Consider the following 18,847-nt stretch of genomic DNA (forward strand, 5'->3'; position numbering starts at 1 on the left):
CCTTTTACGAACGTTTGTTCTTATTATATACGAACATACATTCTCAAAAAAGAGGCTAAATACCTAAAAAAACCTTGAGCTTATTTTTCGCTCAAGGTCATTTCATTTACTAACAGTGGCTCTTTTATATCAAGCCCTGTTCGTGTATTTTCTTTTACTGATGATGTGACGCCTTTTTTCAGGTCGATCTTTTTCACATAGCGTCCATCCATCTCCAAGACCTTCATCCGAATATCATCAAGATAAATGGATTGTCCTTCTCGGATATCAATGTTCTCATTTAAGATTAGCCCGCCTATCGTATCAATTTCTTCATCATGATATGACATTTCGATCAAATCTTGAACTTCCTCTAATCTCACTTTTCCATCTAATATATAATGATGCTCCGCTCTCTTTTGAATGACCGGCTGCTCATCTTCATCGAATTCATCTCGAATGTCTCCAACAATCTCTTCTAAAATATCCTCCGTTGTGACAAGTCCAGATGTCCCGCCATATTCATCCGTTAAAATCGCCATATGCATTCGATCGCGCTGCATCTTGACGAGAAGCTCTTGAATTGGAATCGTGTCAATCACTTCAATCACTGGATAAATATAATCTTGAAGCTTCAGTTGATCTTTTTCTCCTTGGTACACAATATCTGCAAAGAGCTGCTTTTTGTTGAGCATGCCAATGACATGGTCTTTATCCCCTGAAAACACTGGGAAGCGTGTGTACTTTTCCTTTGTCATGATCGCCAATATTTCGTCTAACGGCATATCTTCTGGAATCGCACAAATTTCTCTTCGCGGTATCATAATTTCTCTTGCGATTCGATTATCAAAATCGAATATCTTGTTCATATAATTATACTCTGATGAGTTGATTTCCCCATTTTTTAAGCTTTCAGATAATAAAATCTTTAATTCCTCTTCGGAATGGGAATGTTCTTTTTCAGACCCCATATCGATACCCATCATTTTCGTTAGTACACGGGCTGACCCGTTCAAGACATAAATGAAAGGGTACATAAGGATATAAAATGCATGCAGCGGTCCTGACAGCCAAAGCGTCATTTTTTCTGCCTTTTGTATGGCAAGTGTTTTTGGTGCAAGCTCGCCAACAACTACATGCAAAAAGGTAATAATAGAGAACGCAAGTGTTGCTGAGATCAGGCTGATTGCTGAATCAGGAATGTTTGTCAAACCAAAACCTCGAACTAAAAGTTCTTTTACTGCCGGTTTACCGATCCACCCTAAACCAAGGGATGTCACTGTAATACCGAGCTGGCAGGCTGACAAATATTCATCTAGCCTTGATGTCACCTTTTTCGCCATGATAGCCTTTTTGGACCCTTCGGCAACAAGCTGATTAATTCTTGAACTTCTCACCTTTACAATGGCAAATTCAGATGCAACAAAGAAAGCTGTTAAAGCAATCAAAACTCCGACTATACTCAGATTAACAATATCGTCCATTTAACCTTGCTCTTTCTTAGAAGAACAAGGAGTCACCTCCTGATTGATGATGTTGTCTTTTGCAAAACGGTTAACTGATTAAATAAGACTACTTTGAGGGCCCCACTTAACCACCTCCGGTTCACGTAAAATCCGTCTCTCTACATATATATGAAACGGTATTCATTTTATCTTACCATAAATAATCTGAAAATTCCTGTATCGCTACAGTATTTTAGAGATGACACCTAAATTGATGGAAATGCCCTTTATTTCTTCATATTGGCAGGAAATCTGAACAATTATCTTGTATTTCAGACTCGAATTATATTAAACTATTTTCATAAACTATAACGTGACGGTTAGGAGGAGATGTTCAGATGGGGCTGAGAAAAAGTATCGTATTGGTGAACTAGCACAGATTGCACAGGTGACGAAACGAACTGTAGATTATTATACGAATCTAGGGTTGCTTGCGCCTGTTAGATCTTGCTCTAATTATCGTTATTACGATGAACATGCTTTAAAACGATTACAATTAATCGTTCTTTGCAAACAGCAGAGATTGGCTCTTTCTGACATCAAATCCAGATTAGATGAACAATTCCCTTCTCAAAAGGAAGAACATGACGAACTTGTCCATTTAACCTCTGATATCGATCGGATGAATGAGCATATGGACCGCATTTTGGCACGTTGTAAGCAGCTTCAGCCAGAACAACGTGAAAAACTAAAAGAGCAGCTTACTCCTGAAAAAATGACGGCTGTCCAATCATTTTTACTGCTGTTAAGTTAAAATTTTTACTAAACAGGAGGTGTTACCTTCGTTCTCAAAGTCAGAACGAAGGCCTTAATTGGACATAGTGAATTTACTCATAGTTGCTTTACTTATAGCTTTAACCGCGTTTTTCGTTGCATCGGAGTTTGCGATCATTCGCTTAAGAAGCTCAAGAATTGATCAATTAATTGCAGAAGGTAATAAAACAGCAGTTGCTGTCAAGCACGTCACCACTCATCTTGATGAGTACTTATCGGCCTGTCAGCTTGGTATCACCATTACCGCCCTTGGGATTGGTTGGTTAGGGGAAGAAACAATTGCGCACATGCTTGCTCCACTATTTGTAGAGCTGTCGATTCCTCAATCAGCCAGTCATATTGTCACTTTTATTATTGCGTTTAGTATTATGACGTTTTTACACGTCGTGGTTGGAGAGCTTGCACCAAAAACACTCGCCATTCAAAAGGCTGAGCAAGTGTCCCTTCTATTTGCTAGACCGCTTATGATTTTTTACAAAGTGATGTTCCCTTTTATCTGGGTATTAAATGGATCTGCTCGTTTGTTAACAAAAGCATTTGGTCTTCAACAAGTTTCTGAGCATGACATGGCGCACTCTGAAGAAGAATTGCGGATTATTTTATCTGAGAGCTATAAGAGCGGCGAGATTAACCAGTCTGAATTCAAATATGTGAATAAAATTTTTGAATTTGATGACCGTCTGGCGAAAGAAATTATGATTCCTCGTACCGAAGTTGTCAGCTTCCCTCATGATATTACCATTGAGGAAATGCTGAAAGTGACTAAAGTCGAGAAATATACACGTTATCCAATTGAAGATGGCGATAAAGACAACATTATCGGTGTTGTGAATATTAAAGAAGTACTCACTGCATGTATTAGTGGTGAATGTTCCACAAGTGATACGATCGAACATTTTGTAAACCCGATTATTCATGTAATTGAAACAGTTCCTGTTCATGATCTACTGCTTAAAATGCAGCGTGAGCGTGTACACATGGCCATTTTATCAGATGAATATGGCGGTACAGCAGGACTTGTAACAGTTGAAGACATCCTTGAAGAAATCGTCGGTGAGATTCGTGATGAATTCGATATTGATGAAATCAACGAAGTGCGTAAACTGGGAGAAGACCACTATATCTTTGATGGAAAGGTCCTTGTAGATCAAGTTAACCTGCTACTAGGTATTCAGCTTGATAACGAAGAAGTCGACACAATCGGCGGCTGGTTCCTTACACAAAAATATGAAGTCGAGAAAAATGACGCGATTCGTGAACAAGGCTATGAATTTATCATTAATGAAGTCGATGGACACCATGTGGCATACATCGAAGTCAAAAAACTAAACGAACAACTATTAGAAGCAGCTGAAGAAGGCGCTTCTTAAGAAAAAAACGACCCTTGCCTTAGCAAGTGGTCGTTTTCTTTATCCCTTTTCGATTAACTTAGCTTCAAGTTCTTTGATTCTTGTGTTTAATACTTCTGTCATCGCACCTAATCTTTCTTTTGGCGGCAGATGATCAAATTCAGACAGCTCAATCGGTTCACCAATGATTAAGCGCATTTTTCCCTTCTTAAAAAGGCTTTTTGCATTAGAAGGTCCTTTGTACGCTGCTGGAACGATTGGTGATTTGCCGAGCTGCGCAATCGTAACGGCCCCTCTTTTTAAAGGAACATCTTCTGTTGTACGTGTTCCGCTTGGAAAAATCCCAACGATTTTCCCCTCTTTTAATAATTTAATGGGCGTTTTAATACTGCTTGGCCCAGGATTCTCTCGATCAACAGGAAAAGCATGAATCTTCTTTAAAAATCCGCCGATCCATTTATTTGCAAACAATTCTTTTTTCGCCATGTAGTGGATCTCAAACGGAAGAATTCCTGCGCCTAATGCAAGAACATCCACAAAACCCTCATGCGTACAAGCAATGACAAACCCCCGGTCTGTTGGCAGATTCTCTTTTTGATATACTTTGATTCCGCCTCGGAGAGCAAAAAATGCTTTGACGGTATAGCCTGAAAATTTATACATAGTGCACTTCCTTTGTTTGAAGAATGAAGGATTTGTTTCTATTATAACAAATTTTTTATTACCTGGTACTAAAAATTTTCTCCTGCTGATAAAATAGAGACGGTTCACTAAAATTATCTTTTCACTTAAGATGACCGCTCCTTCTGTATTCAAGTATGTGTTTTTAGGAGAGAATAGAGGAAGAAATGTGTCCAAAATTGTCGTTTTTTGAGTTTTTTTCCTGATTTGTTCTATTGAAAACACTTTATAAATGATGCAAATTTCGCTATGATAAGGAGAAATGATTTTGATTCGGTGAAAGAGATGAGTAATGTACGGCCTATGAGAAGTTTCGTGCAACTTTATGCCTTTCTTATGCGTGTATAACATAGAGGGGAGAAAAATCAGTGACGATCGATGAAATTTATCAAATGTATATGAACGATGTTTACAGGTTTCTGCTCTCCATGACAAAAGACAAACATTTGGCAGAGGACTTATTGCAGGAAACCTTTATGCGTGCTTATATACATATTCATTCCTACGACCATAGCAAAGTGAAACCTTGGTTATTTCAGGTGGCACGAAATGCTTTTATTGATTATGTCAGGAAACATAAAAAAGAAGTGACCATATCGGATGATCTCATTGGCGGCCTTTTACAAACGTCTGTACAAAGTCCTGCTGAACAGATTGAAATAAAAGAAGTCCTCAACATGTATTTGGAGCAGCTTCCAGATAACTACAAGGAAGCGTTGACATTGTATTATTTAAAAGAACTGAATTACAAAGAAGCATCCAAGGTCATGAATATTACTGAAGCAAATTTTAAAAGTGTTTTATTTCGTGCAAGGCAGCGCCTAAAAGCACTATATAACAGAGGTGTTAATGATGAATGAAGAGTTTAATAAGCGATGGGAACAGTATAATAATGGCGAGATGAATGAAGAAGAAATGATGGCGTTTGAAGAAGAGCTCGAAGAAAATGAAAAACGCTTAAGCCAAGAACTGAATGACTCAGATTGGACAGACTTCTCCATCAGTCCTGAAAAACAAAAAGCCATTTTACAATACGGAAAAAGAAAGTCCTATTTACGTATTTCTGTGCTTGCTGTCATATCTACGCTGATTATTTTACCGCTTTGTACACTAGGTAGTTATCTATACTACGGCGTTGGCGGAGCAGACAGTAAAGGCAATCATTTTATGGAAACGGCCGCTGTAACAGTCGCCCTAACAAAACCGAATGTCGCCATTGATATGAAGGATTTAAAAGGGCAAGTCAAACTATTTGGTATGAACACAGAACTTAAGCTACAAAAACAAATTGGCAATAAAACAGAAGCCATCGGCAGTGAACAAATCGAAATGTTTTTCGATAAATTAAAGCAGCCTACGATCTCTTATTATGGCGACAGCGCACGTAATACGGAGGATTTCTTTACGCACCCTTCGTCTCAGGCAGATACATCAAAAAAACAAACACTCACTACTCTAGACAAGCTACCTGAAGGAACAGTGAGTGAAGTGTATGTATCCTATGACAAAGCATACACACCGAAAGACGTGTATTCATTTTCTAAAAAATATGATATGAAAGTGCTTTGGAATGCGATAAAAACAGAAGATTCATTAAGTGGAAATCAGCGTCCAATCGGTTTTCCCGGGAAAGACTCTGAATTTTTAAAAGAGCTTCAGCACACATCAAAAACAGAGGTTGATCAGTTCAAAGATGCCCTCGCCTATGTCAACCAGCATCCATCCTGGGCAAAAACGATCTCTGGCAGACCTGAACTTGACCTCTCTAACCGAATACGCTACATCAATCAAAATGGTGTCACGGTTTACGGTTCTGTTGTCACAGGTCCTTCTAAAGAAATAGAGAAATTTGTGAAGACAAAACGCATTAAAACGGCCAAAGTGAGCGAGGTGGAATTATGGAATTGGTAAGAATTTTTAAAGAGCATAATGTGTTTGGCTGGATTTCGGTCGGCACCGCTATTTTATCGCTGCTCATGCTGAACCTCGCCATTATCAGCAATGTGACATTTTATTCGTTTCAAATGCTTCCTTTTGCAATGGCCGCAGTTCCATTCGGTGTGATTGAACTGTTCATTAAAAAAGGCCGCACTGGACCAGGTTTCCTAGGCGTCGTTCTGAATATTTTTGTCATCGTTTGTGTCTATGCGATCGTCTCCATTGATGTCGATCTTCAATTAGGTTTTTAATACTAAAAAGCCAGTCATACTTGACTGGCTTTTTCTGTACACTCTTATTTTTTGTTTAATTCGGAGTGCTTTCTTGAATATAAGAAATAGACAACAAGCCCAATGGCAAGCCAGATTAAGAAACGAACAAATGTGATGGTGCCAAGCTTATAAATGAGCAGTCCGCAAGATAGAATAGCCAAGATTGGAATGAGCGGCACTGCGGGGCATCTGAATGCTCTCGGTAAATCAGGCTGTGTTTTTCTCATGACAATGACAGCAACTGAAATCAAAATGAAAGCTGAAAGTGTTCCGATGTTCACTAGACTTGCCAGCTCATCAAGCGGAATGAATCCACCCATTAATGCTGACAATGTTCCAAAGAAAAGAGTATTGATATAAGGTGTTTTATGTTTTGGATGAACCTTTGAAAGAACCTTTGGTACCAAGCCATCACGAGACATGGCAAACATGACACGTGTTTGGCCGTACAGCATGACAAGCATGACCGTGGTCATCCCTAAAATCGCCCCAACATCTACAATACCCGCCACCCAATTTTGACCGGCTACTTGTAAAACAAGAGACACTGGATGGGATACTCCCTCAAAGTTCATAAATGGAACAATGCCTGTCATGATCGCACTGACTACCACATACAACACGGTACAAATCAATAAGGAAGTGATGATTCCTCTTGGCAAGTTGCGGGATGGATTTTTTGTTTCCTCTGCCGCAGAAGCAACTGCATCAAATCCGATAAATGCAAAGAATACGAGAGCTGCTGCACTTAACACGCCTGAAGTTCCAAAAGGAACGAATGGTGTCCAGTTTTCAGGTTTTACATATTTCACAGCGACTAAAATAAAGAGCAGAATCACCGCAATTTTCATAATGACCATAATGTTGTTGACTCGTTTTGATTCTTTAATACCGAAGTACAGCAAGAAGGTGATGATCATTAAAATAATAAATGCAGGAAGATTAAAATATGTCACTTGACCCTTTAAACCACCTGGTGCTGCTGTTAATTCAACCGGTATATGAATCCCTATCCCATTTAAAAACGACACAAAGTAGCCTGACCAGCCTGCTGAAACGGCACTAGCGGCTAGCATATATTCTAATATCAAATCCCAGCCAATGATAAACGCTAAAAATTCTCCCATAGATGCGTACGTAAATGTATAAACAGATCCTGATACTGGCACTGTGGAAGCGAATTCCGCATATGACAATGCCGCAAATAAACATGCAAGACCTGCAATCACAAATGATAAAACAAGTCCTGGTCCTGCTGTGACGGCGCCTGTACCTGTCAGTACAAATATCCCTGTACCGATAATCGCTCCAATACCAAGCATCGTTAAGTCAAATGAACCTAATTCCTTTCTTAACGCTTTTTCCCCTTGTGTTGCCGCAATTAGCTCTGAAATGCTCTTCTTTCTAAACAACGAATTGCTCATACCATCACTCCCAAAACTTAGTATCCGTCTAAAGACGCCACCACTTCGTAATTCACTTTATTTTCTGAATATTTAGATTTAATTTAGCGCAATAAATTAGTGGCGTAAAATTATTATATATGAAAATTAAAAAATGAAAACACTTTTTTTCAAAATAGAGTGAAAATTCTTATTTATCAACAAAATATTTGTCAATCATCAGGGTAGATTTTCTTCAATCTTTATTCAAATCATAGCTTGGCTTCTTCTATTTATTATACAAAATACAAAATTATACTTTTTTGATATAATTTTTATAAAGTGAAAATAAAATTATTCTTTTGATAACTTGTCTTCACTTTTGCTTATTTAAAAGCCTTTAGACTCATAGAGAGCTATGATAAAGGACTGATTGAGCTGCGCAAACGATATACAAAAAAAAAGACTGCCTAGTAAGCAGTCTCTTAAGATCCATTATTAGTTTACAAATGTCTTTGCGCCAAGGTAAATTGGCTTCCAATAGCTTGAAGTCATATCGCTGATTGTCACACCATCAGAAGCAGCGTGGATAAACTTGTTGTTCCCAAGGTAGACACCCATGTGAGATGGGCCAGATTTATAGGTTGTAAAGAAGACAAAATCTCCAACTTTAGGTGTTGAGACGCTTTTCATTGATCCCCAAAAACCTTCAGTTGTTTGTCTTGAAATCTTTGTTTGTTTGTTAATGATATACCACATAAAACCGCTGCAATCAAAGCCTTTCGGTGTCGTTCCACCCCATTTATATGGTGTACCGTTTTGTGCTTTCGCATCTGCTACGAGTTTAGACGTGTTTAAAGAAGAAGTAGCAACTGTTTTTTCTTTGACAGGTGTTGGTTTCACTTTGGACGTCTTTTTCACTTTCAGCTTTTGTCCAATTTTAATCAGATCTGTTTTGAGTTTATTTAACGATTTCAGCTCTTTCACTGTCATTCCATATTTTTTGCCGATTTTAGATAAAGTATCTCCTTTGACAACTTTATGAGTGGCTGTCGTTGAAGACGCTTTTACTTTTGTTGTTGTTTTTGATGTTTTCGTTACCTTTTTTGAAGAAGTACCATTCACTTTTAAGGTTTGTCCAACATAAATCGTGTTAGATTTCAACTTATTGTCTGATTTAATCTTACTCACGGTTGTTTTGTATTTTTTCGCTAGAACAGAAAGAGAGTCACCTTTTTGAACCTTTACTGATTGTGCTGAGGCAGCTCCGGCAAATAATGTCGTCCCAAGTAGAACTGCACTTGCAGCTGTGATCAATTGTTTTTTCATTTGTTCCTCCTGTATGTATCTATCGTGATCCGAATTTTTATCTACTTTCTATTATAAGGATCGAATACCAGAAGAAATAGTCTTGACTTCCTACGACATTATGCTTATTAATTCGGCAAAAATTATTTTTTTTTAGGGTTCTTTTTATTTCATTTTTATTACACAATCATGACAAAACAAATGCATCTTGTCATAGATAAATCATACATTCATTTCTCTTTTTGGTTCATTCTATGTAAAGTGGACCTTTACAATTTTAAAGTGAACTTTACGGTGCTGTCATTTGGAATCCACACTTCTGCTCTACCATTGTAAACGTGAGAGCGATACATAAACAATGAGGAGGCAAAATGAATGAGTGTGTTGAAAAGCTCGAAAACGAAAATAGCTGCAATCGCAGCCGCATCTGTGTTATCGATTGGTATTTTTTCAGGAATTGAATTTGGACAGGCTGACAAAGCTGAGGCTAAAAAGAAACCAAAAAATGACGTACAAAATGTGATCGTGCTCATTGGAGATGGCATGGGAACACCTTACCTTTCAACTTACCGCTCATTTAAACACAACGGTGATCTTTCCAAGCAAACAGCGTTTGACCCTTACCTCACTGGCATGCATAAAACATACCCTGATGATTCTAAAAGTAACATTACTGATTCAGCAGCAGCTGGTACAGCCATGGCAACTGGTCAAAAGACATACAACAACGCCATTGGTGTAAACAAAAATGGCAAAAAACTAAAAACAGTATTAGAAGAAGCAAAACGCAAAGGAAAGTCTACTGGTCTCGTCGTCACATCTGAATTAACCAATGCGACACCTGCTGCGTATGCCGCCCACGATGTGTCTAGAAAAAACACAGCAGCCATTGCTGATGATTTCTTCGATGAGAAAATTGGCAAACAGCATACAGTCGATGTCATGCTTGGCGGAGGACTGATCGATTTTGTCCGCAAAGATCGTGATTTGACGAAAGAATTTCAAAAAGCAGGCTATCGTTACGTAACCAATAAAGCTGACTTACAAAAAAACAAACAGCAAAAATTGTTAGGCATTTTTGCTGACGGTGGTCTCGATAAAGCAATTGATCGTGATAAAACGACCCCTTCCTTGCAAGACATGACATCCTCAGCCATCAAACAGCTGTCTAAAAACAAAAAAGGATTTTTCCTCATGGTTGAAGGCAGTCAAATTGACTGGGCTGGACATGACCACGATATTGTCAGTGCGATGAGTGAGATGAAGGATTTTGAAAAAGCATTTGAAGAAGCCATTCGTTTCGCAAAAAAGGATAAAAACACATTAGTCATCACGACCGCAGATCATTCAACTGGCGGCCTTTCCTTCGGAGCAGACGGCTCGGGCAGCTGGGATTATCAGCCTGTCAAAGCAGCAAAAAAGACACCTGATTTCATTGCAAACAAAATTGTAGGGGGTATGACGGTCGAGACTGCGCTTCAACAATACATCGACCTTGATTTCACAAAAGAGGAAATCGCCTCTATTCAAAAGGCGGCTGAAACAAAAGATCCTGTTCAAATCGATGATGCCATCGAAAAAGTCATCAATACGAGGTCTCATACAGGCTGGACCACATCGGGTCATACAGGGGATGAAGTACCATTTTATGCTTATGGACCAACAAGTGAGCAGCTAAAAGGGCTTATGGAAAATACAGATCAAGCGAAACACATTTTCAAACTGCTGAAAAACCAATAAAGTGCTAATCACAAAAAAAGATGTCTAGTCGTAGACATCTTTTTTGATCATTAAGTGAGATACTTCCTATGAACCCCTTTTCCATCGTATGAAAACATCACTTCTTTTCCTTCAAGAACTGACTCGATGTGCACACTTCTTCCCCATAGCTGATACAAATATGGAAGCACCTTTTCTAAGTATTTGAGATCAAGCTCAATGCCTTCATACCAATGTTTAATATAGAGTTCGTTGTTTTTTAAATAGTCGCCATCAATGACTGTCAAATACGGAAAGCCGCCATTGACCCTCATGCTGACTAGCTGATCACGGACTGCCTTCCATTCTTTATCAATGACTTTATAGTCTCTCCCCTGCTTTTGAAACAAGTACAAATCTTCCCTCATCACAAGGTCTTTCGTTAAGTAATTTCGAATAAAAGAAATGTCTGATTCAATTTCTCGCACTTCAAACATTTTGCTGCGACCGGACCCTTCCGTCACTCCTGCTTTTTTTAATTCCTCGCATGGATGATCGTAGCGCTCTTCAATATCTTCAAAAATCTTCAGCCCTAAATAGTAAGGATTGATTCCTGTCTTAGATGGCTGCACGACACCTGCATTTAATTTTGCAAATTCAATCGATTCACTTGAATCTAAATCAAGTTCACGCATAATCCGCTGGTGCCAATACGATGCCCAGCCTTCATTCATGATTTTCGTTTCTAGCTGTGGCCAAAAATAGAGCATTTCCTCTCTCAGCATCGTCAGCACATCCCGCTGCCAAGGCTCTAGCTCCCGGGAGTGTGCCTCGATAAAGAGCAAAATATCTTTTTCTGGATTTGGGGGGAATTGCTTGATCGTTTTCTTTTTCTCACGTGTTTTCGGTTCATCCATTCCCCACAAATCATCATATGGCGTTTGACGTTTTGGTTTGTCCTCTTCATATTCATCTTCATCGTCGAGATTCCAGCTTAATTTTGAACGAACAAGCGACGGATCAATATGCTCCTGCAATGCCAATACAGCATCTAAAAAGGACTCGACTTCTTTTGTACCGTGGATATGTTCATATTCTTTAATTCGCTCTGCTGCCGCTGACATACTTTCCACCATATCTCGTTTTGTGTTTTGGAAACGGCAGTTGTTTTTAAAGAAATCGCAGTGTGCCAAGACATGAGCCACAATTAGTTTATTTTGAACAAGCGAATTGTTATCAAGGAGAAAGGCATAGCAAGGATTTGAATTAATCACCAGCTCATAAATTTTGCTTAATCCTAAATCATAATGAAGCTTCATTTTGTGAAATTGCTTTCCAAAGCTCCAGTGGCTAAATCGTGTTGGCATGCCATATGCACCGAATGTATAAATAATCTCCGCGGGACAGATTTCATACCTCATCGGATAAAAATCCAGACCAAATCCTTCTGCAATTTCTGTAATTTCATCAATGGCTCGTTGTAAAAGACGCTTTTCAGATACGCTCAAGGAAACCATCCCTCCTCATCGGACTTATCCCTACTATATGAGCGTACCTAAAAAAACATGATGTTCAGCCAGTTGTTTAGACGACTTCCATCTCTTTCATGGACTGCCCGCCGAACGCTTCAAAATGGATATTCTCTTCTGGGATGTCCATCGCTTTTAGAATAAGGATCATCTCTTGAGTAAATGCTGGAGAACCGCAAACATAAAATTGGCCTTTTCCTTCACCAATCACTGATTGAAGGAAAGGTCGGTCAATCCGCGTAGCCACCTTCTCAACCAGATCACTCTTTCCACTCTTTTCAAATTGTTCGTTACAAAGGATAATACGCCCCTCTGGAGATGAAGTGAGAACGTGTTCAAACTCTTGTTCGAAAGCGGTTACATCCTCTAGTCTGTCTGCATGAATCATCGTGAATGGCTGATTGTTATGCGACGCTGTTTTCACTAAACCAATCATTGGTGTGACACCAGAACCGGCACTAATCAAATAAACGGGTTCTTTTGTGTCATCTTGCAAGCAGAACATTCCCTGCGGCATACTCACGTGAAGAATATCGCCTTCTCTCATTTCATCATGCAGGAATGTGGAGACATGCCCATCTCGTTTCACGGTGATGCGATAGTAAGATGGGTGATATTGATCTGATAAACTGTATTGTCTGCTGCATACATAGGCTTCACCCGGCATATCTACCTGCACCGTAATGTATTGACCAGCTTCATACATTGGTAGCTCAGATTCATCCTCTGGTACGAAATAAAAGGAAATGAGTGATGGAGATTCTTGTTTCTTTTTCTTCAGAATAAACGGTTTGACATCTGCCCATCCACCCGTTTGTTTCACATTTTCAGCCATCATTTCTGCCTCAATGGTGATGAATATATTCGCAATGATGTCATATGCAGCCTTCCAAGCCAACAATGTGTCATCTTCCTCTGATAACCCAAATACCTCTTTCATTGCTTCAAGAAGGTGATATCCGACGATTGGGTACTGCTCTTTTTTCACCATGACACTGACATGCTTATGGGCAATTTGTTTCACAGTAGGTAACAAGTCTGCCAAGCGATCAATGTGCAGTGCAGCTTGATAGAGTGTTGCGGCAAGCGCCTCTGGCTGGCTTCCATTCATGAGATTTGTTTTATTAAACTGATTGAGTAGCTCTGGATGCTGTCTGATCATATTTTGATAAAAAACTGTCACAAGTTTTGTTCCCTCAGCTTTTAGAAGAGGGGCTGATTGTTTAATGGCATTCATTTGATCTGTGGATAACATCGTTATTCCTTCTTTCAAAAGATGTATTTTAAATACATCTTTATCGTAATGGATGACAGCTTATAAAAGCAATATTTAAAATGCATGTTTTAAATGTTGTCACATTTAGTACTTTCTCGAACAGTTTTTGTCTAAAATGTGTTACGATGATACAAAACTCTATTAGGTTTAGAGGTCGTCCAAATGAAACTTACGAATTATACAGATTTCTCATTAAGGGTACTCATTTATTTAGCTTCGAGAGAAAACAATGAACTGTCAAATATTCAGCAGATTGCCGATATTTATGGCATTTCGAAAAATCACCTGACAAAGGTCATTTACCATCTTGGAAAACGTGGTTATGTAGAAACGATCCGCGGAAGAAATGGTGGGATTAGGCTGGGGATAAGCCCAGAAAGCATTAATATTGGTGAGGTTGTCCGCTATACAGAGGATGATTTAGTCATGGTTGAATGCTTTGATCCGAAGAAAAACAGCTGTATTATCTCCCCGATTTGTTCATTAAAACACGTACTTCATGAAGCACTCACTGCTTATTTACGCGTTCTTGACCAATACACATTAAATGATTTAACACAAAACAAAGATGCTCTAAGAGAGCTTCTGCTCTAAGGCGAAAGAATTTATTTCTTTCGTCTTTTTCTTTACCTCCTTGTAATAATAATTTATTTAAAATTATTATAAATAAATATTGACTATCATGTTTGATTCAATATAATTAGGGTATATAGATTGCTAGAAACCATTTTTTGTTTACAGGAGGAGAAAAAGAATGACAAATTCTAATCATAAAAATTTGACAACGAATCAAGGCGTGCCAGTTGGCGATAATCAAAACTCTAGAACTGCTGGTCACAGGGGGCCTTCATTTCTTGATGATTACCATTTGATTGAAAAACTTGCACACTTTGACCGTGAACGTATTCCAGAGCGTGTCGTTCATGCAAGAGGCGCCGGCGCTTATGGTGTATTTGAAGTAGAAAATAGCATGGAGAAACATACAAGAGCAGCCTTCTTAAGTGAAGAAGGAAAACAAACAGACGTTTTTGTCCGTTTCTCAACGGTTATTCACCCTAAAGGTTCACCTGAAACATTACGTGACCCTCGCGGCTTCGCTGTCAAGTTTTATACAGAAGAAGGCAACTATGATCTAGTTGGGAACAACTTGCCGATCTTCTTCATTCGTGATGCACTCAAATTCCCTGACATGGTTCACTCTCTCAAGCCAGATCCTGTAACCAACATTCAAGATCCTGACCGTTATTGGGATTTTATGACGTTAACACCTGAATCCACTCACATGCTCACATGGCTCTTCTCTGACGAAGGTATTCCTGCGAACTACGCTGAAATGCGCGGTTCTGGTGTTCATACGTTTAGATGGGTAAACAAATACGGAGAAACGAAATATGTGAAATACCACTGGAGACCATCAGAAGGCATTCGCAATTTATCGATGGAAGAAGCTGCAGAAATTCAAGCAAACGACTTCCAGCATGCGACAAGAGACTTGTATGATCGTATTGAAAAAGGAAATTATCCAGCATGGGATCTTTACGTTCAGCTTATGCCGCTCAGTGATTATGATGAACTAGATTATGATCCATGTGATCCGACGAAGACGTGGAGCGAGGAAGATTATCCGCTGCAAAAAGTGGGCCGCATGACACTGAACCGCAATCCAGAAAATTTCTTTGCTGAAACAGAGCAATCTGCTTTCACGCCAAGTGCCCTAGTACCAGGAATTGAAGCATCTGAAGACAAACTGCTTCAAGGTCGTCTGTTCTCTTATCCTGACACGCAGCGTCACCGCCTAGGTGCAAACTACATGCGCATCCCAGTGAACTGTCCTTATGCGCCTGTTCACAATAACCAACAGGATGGCTTTATGACAACAACTCGTCCAAGCGGTCATATTAACTATGAACCAAACCGTTATGACGATCAGCCAAAAGAAAACCCTCACTACAAAGAAAGTGAACCCGTTCTTCATGGTGACCGTATAGTGAGACAAAAAATTGAAAAACCAAATGATTTCAAACAAGCTGGAGAAAAATATCGAAGCTACTCTGAAGAAGAGAAACAAGCATTGATCAAAAACCTGACAGCTGACTTGAAAGATGTAAATGAAAAAACGAAATTACTTGCGATCTGTAACTTCTATCGTGCAGATGAAGATTACGGACAGCGTTTAGCGGATTCACTCGGTGTGGATATTCGCTCATATCTTCAAGGAAGCATGAAATAGATCTTGTTTTCAGCTGGAGCACCTCTTTTTAAAAGAGGTGCTTTTTTATAGCCGAAATACGTTAATACTAATCAAATGACCCGTCACTGGATGAAAATAAATTTCTGCATGTGCTGCAAATCGTGTGGAGCCTTCCTTCACGGTCACGCGAAACACATCTTTTGTTTGATCTTCATTCACTTGTGTACGTCCAATGTAATGATAATCGTTTAAAGCGGCGCCTTCATATTCATCTTGCAAGGCAGTATACGCAAGTCTTTCCCAATTCTCTGCCGGCTGCACAGCTGCTTGTGAAGATGGATGAATCATGAGACTGCCAAATAAAACAATTCCTGCTGCAAAAAGCATCCATAATTTCGGGTGCATAATATCAATATTCTCACTTTCATGTCTATTTTGTTTAGGTTTTGCTGGTTGGTTCTTTTTCATACATCAAGCATTTATTCAGCCTATAATTCCCGGTACCCAGTTTATGCAGACACCAACTTTTCCCCTGAAAAAGTCGACCTGATCCGAGCAAACTAATGAGGACTTCTCAAGGGAAAGGAGAAGGTTTAATGAATGTGGCAGATTATGATAAGGCACTTTATTATACGCATCGCTCGCAATGGGATAATTTACTTATTCTTATGGTCCGTACGCAAGATGATTTGCTCTCGAAACGTATTGAGCATTTCTTACATGCGTATCAATTTAACCGGAACGATGCAGATGTTGAAAAATGTTTATATGGACTCCTGCAGTATATCGACCATGCTTCAGAGGCTGCCGTTGCTGAAGCATATGCAGAACCAATGTACACATAAAGGAAAAGGTTGATTTTCTTTCAGATTGTTGACATAGGGCTAGAATGAACTTTATTTTAGCTCTTTGTTTTCACCCTTTTACTAACCGCCTTTCATAAAGAAGAAAAGACTTCATGAGAAATACTCATGAAGTCTTTTGGAATGTCCACCATTCATATAGACTGTATATGCTCTTCTTTTACAACAGCTCTTTCGGCTGATTTTTTTGATAATCTACCGCATAGAGAGCGGCCTGAGTTCGATCTGCCAGCTCTAACTTTGATAACACATGAGACACGTGAGTTTTCACAGTCTTTTCAGAAATAAAAAGCGATGAGGCGATTTCTTTGTTACTTTTCCCTTTTGCGATTTCAAATAAGACATCACGTTCTCTATTGGTCAGTTCGTTCATCAATGCCCATTTCTGCTCTTTAGGTTCAGTTAGATGCTGGACAAGAAAAGCTGTAATATGACCTTCTAGCTGGTACGTACCATTTTGCACCTCAATCATTGTCGTGAGAAGCTTTTCAGGTGCGACATCCTTGAGCTGATAAGCCTTTGCTCCCGCTTGGATAGCAGGGATCACATAGTCCTTATCTGCATAGCTTGTCAGAATGACAATGCGGACATCCGGCATATCCAGCGTCATTTGCTTTGTCGCCTCAATTCCATTCATTACAGGCATAGAAAGATCCATCAAGACAATGTCAGGCTTTGTCTGCCTCACTACCTGTAGTGCCTCTTCTCCATTGGATGCTTCACCAACGATGTCCACATCTGGCTGGGTTTGCAAGAAAAAGACCAGTCCTTTTCGGACAATGTGATGATCATCTGCAATGACTACCCTCATGACAATCCCTTCCTTTCTTGAGAAAATGGTACTTTCACATCAATCGTCGTTCCCTTCCCTAGCTCAGAATTGATGCAAAATGTACCTCCTGCTCTTCGGATACGGTCGGCCATCCCTTTCAGCCCAAATGAAGGAAGACTCATTTGTTCATCATACTGAAATCCCTTTCCCTGATCGATGATTTTCATACCAAACGTATCTCCTGATTGCTCCAGTTTGACCTCTACTTTCTCAACGCCCGCATGCTTTTGGCAATTATTGAGAGCTTCTTGGCATACGCGAAATAAGGTCTCGTGCTTTGAATGATCTATTTCCATACAGCCTGATAAAGACAATGAACAATTTAGACCTAAAAGCTGTGCATACTCTTCAATCGCTGTCGTAAATCCTTTTTCAAGTCCTTTTGGTCTTAACTGCCATATGAGTGAGCGCATTTCAATGAGGGCATCTTGTGATAAATGCTGAATAAAATCAATCATTTCACCTAATTTTTGATCACTTGTCATTTGACGCGCTGCCTTTGCAGTCAAACTCACGGAAAACAGCATTTGATTCACAGAATCATGTAAATCCTGCGCAAGCCGGTTTCGTTCTTCTAGCAGTGCATGCTGCTGCTCATTTTGCACAAGCTTCATACGCTGAATAGCCGTACCAATTTGCAGTGCAATACTTTCAAGCAGATTCAGCTCCTCCTGTGTAAATGTGACCTTCCCTTTTGCCGCCACATTTAATAAGCCAAACGTACGCTTACATGCTTGGAGAGGAACGGTTGCATGATGGGTAATTCCTTCTGTATCTCCAAGCTTTTGCTCAATCGCCGTTTCAATCCGTTTACAATTGATGATATTGGTCGCTGATTGCAGTGAGCCTTTTGTGTAGCGGTTGATGCAATAGCAATCGTTTTGACACATCAATTGCTTTCGATCCTTTGCCAGTGCTTCAGGTAAGCATACTTCTGCCATTAGTTCATACGATCCGTCTTCTTCTATAAAATAAATCCATGCTGTTTGAAAGCCTGTCACTTCCATAAGCATATGAAGCACTTCATGAAGCGTTTCCTTCATTTCCATCCCTTCATTTAGCTTTTCAGCAATTTCTTTTAACGTTTTTAATGTTTTGACTTTTTCTTGGTAATCTCCCATCGTGTGTACCCCCGGCTTTTACTGCCTCTCTGATCAATATGTTGATTATACCATGAGCATCTGTGCGGCTCTTTCTCAAAAAGGATGATTTTTTCTCATCCTTTTGACTGAGAAAAAGCCATCATGCATGACATGATGGCTTTGTGATG

General features: G+C 39.4%; 18 protein-coding genes. 9 read left to right on the top strand and 9 right to left on the bottom strand.

Annotated features, from left to right (window positions below):
• Positions 1-80: 80 nt before the first annotated feature.
• Positions 81-1,463: a hemolysin family protein gene (locus LCD32_RS01275; protein WP_076821964.1), complete on the bottom strand. Its 1,383-nt coding sequence runs from the start codon at positions 1,461-1,463 to the stop codon at positions 81-83.
• A 334-nt stretch (positions 1,464-1,797) separates the two neighbouring features.
• Here LCD32_RS01275 and LCD32_RS01280 point away from each other — a divergent pair, with 334 nt between their 5' ends.
• Positions 1,798-2,238 (top strand): MerR family transcriptional regulator, encoded by a 441-nt coding sequence (locus LCD32_RS01280; RefSeq protein WP_076821966.1) that lies wholly within the window; start codon positions 1,798-1,800, stop codon positions 2,236-2,238.
• Positions 2,239-2,296: 58 nt separating this feature from the next.
• Positions 2,297-3,628 carry a hemolysin family protein gene (locus tag LCD32_RS01285; protein ID WP_007497105.1) on the top strand — a complete coding sequence of 444 codons (1,332 nt, stop codon included), beginning with the start codon at positions 2,297-2,299 and terminating at the stop codon, positions 3,626-3,628.
• Between the two features lie 39 nt (positions 3,629-3,667).
• On the opposite strand, the gene LCD32_RS01290 is transcribed toward LCD32_RS01285, so the two are convergent.
• A complete protein-coding gene (locus LCD32_RS01290) occupies positions 3,668-4,270 on the bottom strand; it encodes a lysophospholipid acyltransferase family protein (RefSeq protein WP_017360344.1) in 603 nt (200 codons plus the stop codon).
• A 386-nt stretch (positions 4,271-4,656) separates the two neighbouring features.
• Here LCD32_RS01290 and LCD32_RS01295 point away from each other — a divergent pair, with 386 nt between their 5' ends.
• From LCD32_RS01295 to LCD32_RS01305, 3 genes are read left to right on the top strand one after another with little or no spacing between them, the layout of a single operon-like run.
• Positions 4,657-5,148 carry a sigma-70 family RNA polymerase sigma factor gene (locus tag LCD32_RS01295; RefSeq protein WP_008348979.1) on the top strand — a complete coding sequence of 164 codons (492 nt, stop codon included), beginning with the start codon at positions 4,657-4,659 and terminating at the stop codon, positions 5,146-5,148.
• A complete protein-coding gene (locus LCD32_RS01300) occupies positions 5,141-6,199 on the top strand; it encodes an anti-sigma factor (protein ID WP_017366923.1) in 1,059 nt (352 codons plus the stop codon). Before LCD32_RS01295 ends, LCD32_RS01300 begins: the two co-directional genes overlap by 8 nt.
• A complete protein-coding gene (locus tag LCD32_RS01305; RefSeq protein WP_008348984.1) occupies positions 6,187-6,477 on the top strand; it encodes a hypothetical protein in 291 nt (96 codons plus the stop codon). Before LCD32_RS01300 ends, LCD32_RS01305 begins: the two co-directional genes overlap by 13 nt.
• A 44-nt stretch (positions 6,478-6,521) precedes the next feature.
• Here the strand turns inward: LCD32_RS01305 and LCD32_RS01310 are convergent, their stop codons facing one another.
• Together LCD32_RS01310 and LCD32_RS01315 are read right to left on the bottom strand one after the other, a co-directional pair.
• Positions 6,522-7,922, bottom strand: a complete 1,401-nt coding sequence (locus LCD32_RS01310; RefSeq protein WP_008348986.1) for an amino acid permease — start codon at positions 7,920-7,922, stop codon at positions 6,522-6,524.
• Positions 7,923-8,378: 456 nt separating this feature from the next.
• Positions 8,379-9,209 (bottom strand): C40 family peptidase, encoded by an 831-nt coding sequence (locus tag LCD32_RS01315; protein WP_007497097.1) that lies wholly within the window; start codon positions 9,207-9,209, stop codon positions 8,379-8,381.
• A gap of 354 nt (positions 9,210-9,563) precedes the next feature.
• On the opposite strand from LCD32_RS01315, the gene LCD32_RS01320 reads away from it, so the two are divergent.
• Positions 9,564-10,928 carry an alkaline phosphatase gene (locus LCD32_RS01320; RefSeq protein WP_035392556.1) on the top strand — a complete coding sequence of 455 codons (1,365 nt, stop codon included), beginning with the start codon at positions 9,564-9,566 and terminating at the stop codon, positions 10,926-10,928.
• 50 nt (positions 10,929-10,978) lie between these two features.
• On the opposite strand, the gene LCD32_RS01325 is transcribed toward LCD32_RS01320, so the two are convergent.
• Both LCD32_RS01325 and LCD32_RS01330 read right to left on the bottom strand, forming a co-directional pair.
• Complete coding sequence (locus LCD32_RS01325) at positions 10,979-12,403, bottom strand: SpoVR family protein (protein WP_374998525.1); 1,425 nt, start codon at positions 12,401-12,403, stop codon at positions 10,979-10,981.
• A gap of 67 nt (positions 12,404-12,470) precedes the next feature.
• Positions 12,471-13,670, bottom strand: a complete 1,200-nt coding sequence (locus LCD32_RS01330) for a globin domain-containing protein (protein ID WP_035392561.1) — start codon at positions 13,668-13,670, stop codon at positions 12,471-12,473.
• A gap of 183 nt (positions 13,671-13,853) precedes the next feature.
• Here LCD32_RS01330 and LCD32_RS01335 point away from each other — a divergent pair, with 183 nt between their 5' ends.
• Positions 13,854-14,285, top strand: coding sequence for an Rrf2 family transcriptional regulator (locus tag LCD32_RS01335; RefSeq protein ID WP_224562588.1), 432 nt, complete (start codon positions 13,854-13,856; stop codon positions 14,283-14,285).
• A 160-nt stretch (positions 14,286-14,445) separates the two neighbouring features.
• Positions 14,446-15,921, top strand: coding sequence for a catalase (locus LCD32_RS01340; protein WP_144684746.1), 1,476 nt, complete (start codon positions 14,446-14,448; stop codon positions 15,919-15,921).
• A gap of 45 nt (positions 15,922-15,966) precedes the next feature.
• On the opposite strand, the gene LCD32_RS01345 is transcribed toward LCD32_RS01340, so the two are convergent.
• Positions 15,967-16,350: a YqzG/YhdC family protein gene (locus tag LCD32_RS01345; RefSeq protein WP_041507533.1), complete on the bottom strand. Its 384-nt coding sequence runs from the start codon at positions 16,348-16,350 to the stop codon at positions 15,967-15,969.
• A 128-nt stretch (positions 16,351-16,478) separates the two neighbouring features.
• On the opposite strand from LCD32_RS01345, the gene LCD32_RS01350 reads away from it, so the two are divergent.
• Positions 16,479-16,727, top strand: a complete 249-nt coding sequence (locus LCD32_RS01350) for a YhdB family protein (protein WP_008349000.1) — start codon at positions 16,479-16,481, stop codon at positions 16,725-16,727.
• Positions 16,728-16,905: 178 nt separating this feature from the next.
• Here the strand turns inward: LCD32_RS01350 and LCD32_RS01355 are convergent, their stop codons facing one another.
• Both LCD32_RS01355 and LCD32_RS01360 read right to left on the bottom strand, forming a co-directional pair.
• The gene (locus LCD32_RS01355) at positions 16,906-17,556 is read right to left on the bottom strand and encodes a response regulator (RefSeq protein WP_113747680.1); all 651 of its coding nucleotides are present in this window, start codon (positions 17,554-17,556) and stop codon (positions 16,906-16,908) included.
• Positions 17,553-18,698 (bottom strand): GAF domain-containing sensor histidine kinase, encoded by a 1,146-nt coding sequence (locus LCD32_RS01360; RefSeq protein ID WP_041507534.1) that lies wholly within the window; start codon positions 18,696-18,698, stop codon positions 17,553-17,555. The genes LCD32_RS01355 and LCD32_RS01360 overlap by 4 nt, the downstream gene beginning before the upstream one ends.
• Positions 18,699-18,847: the final 149 nt, after the last annotated feature.

The organism is Bacillus sp. RSS_NA_20 (assembly GCF_020165915.1).
In the GTDB taxonomy this organism is placed as follows: domain Bacteria; phylum Bacillota; class Bacilli; order Bacillales; family Bacillaceae; genus Bacillus; species Bacillus altitudinis.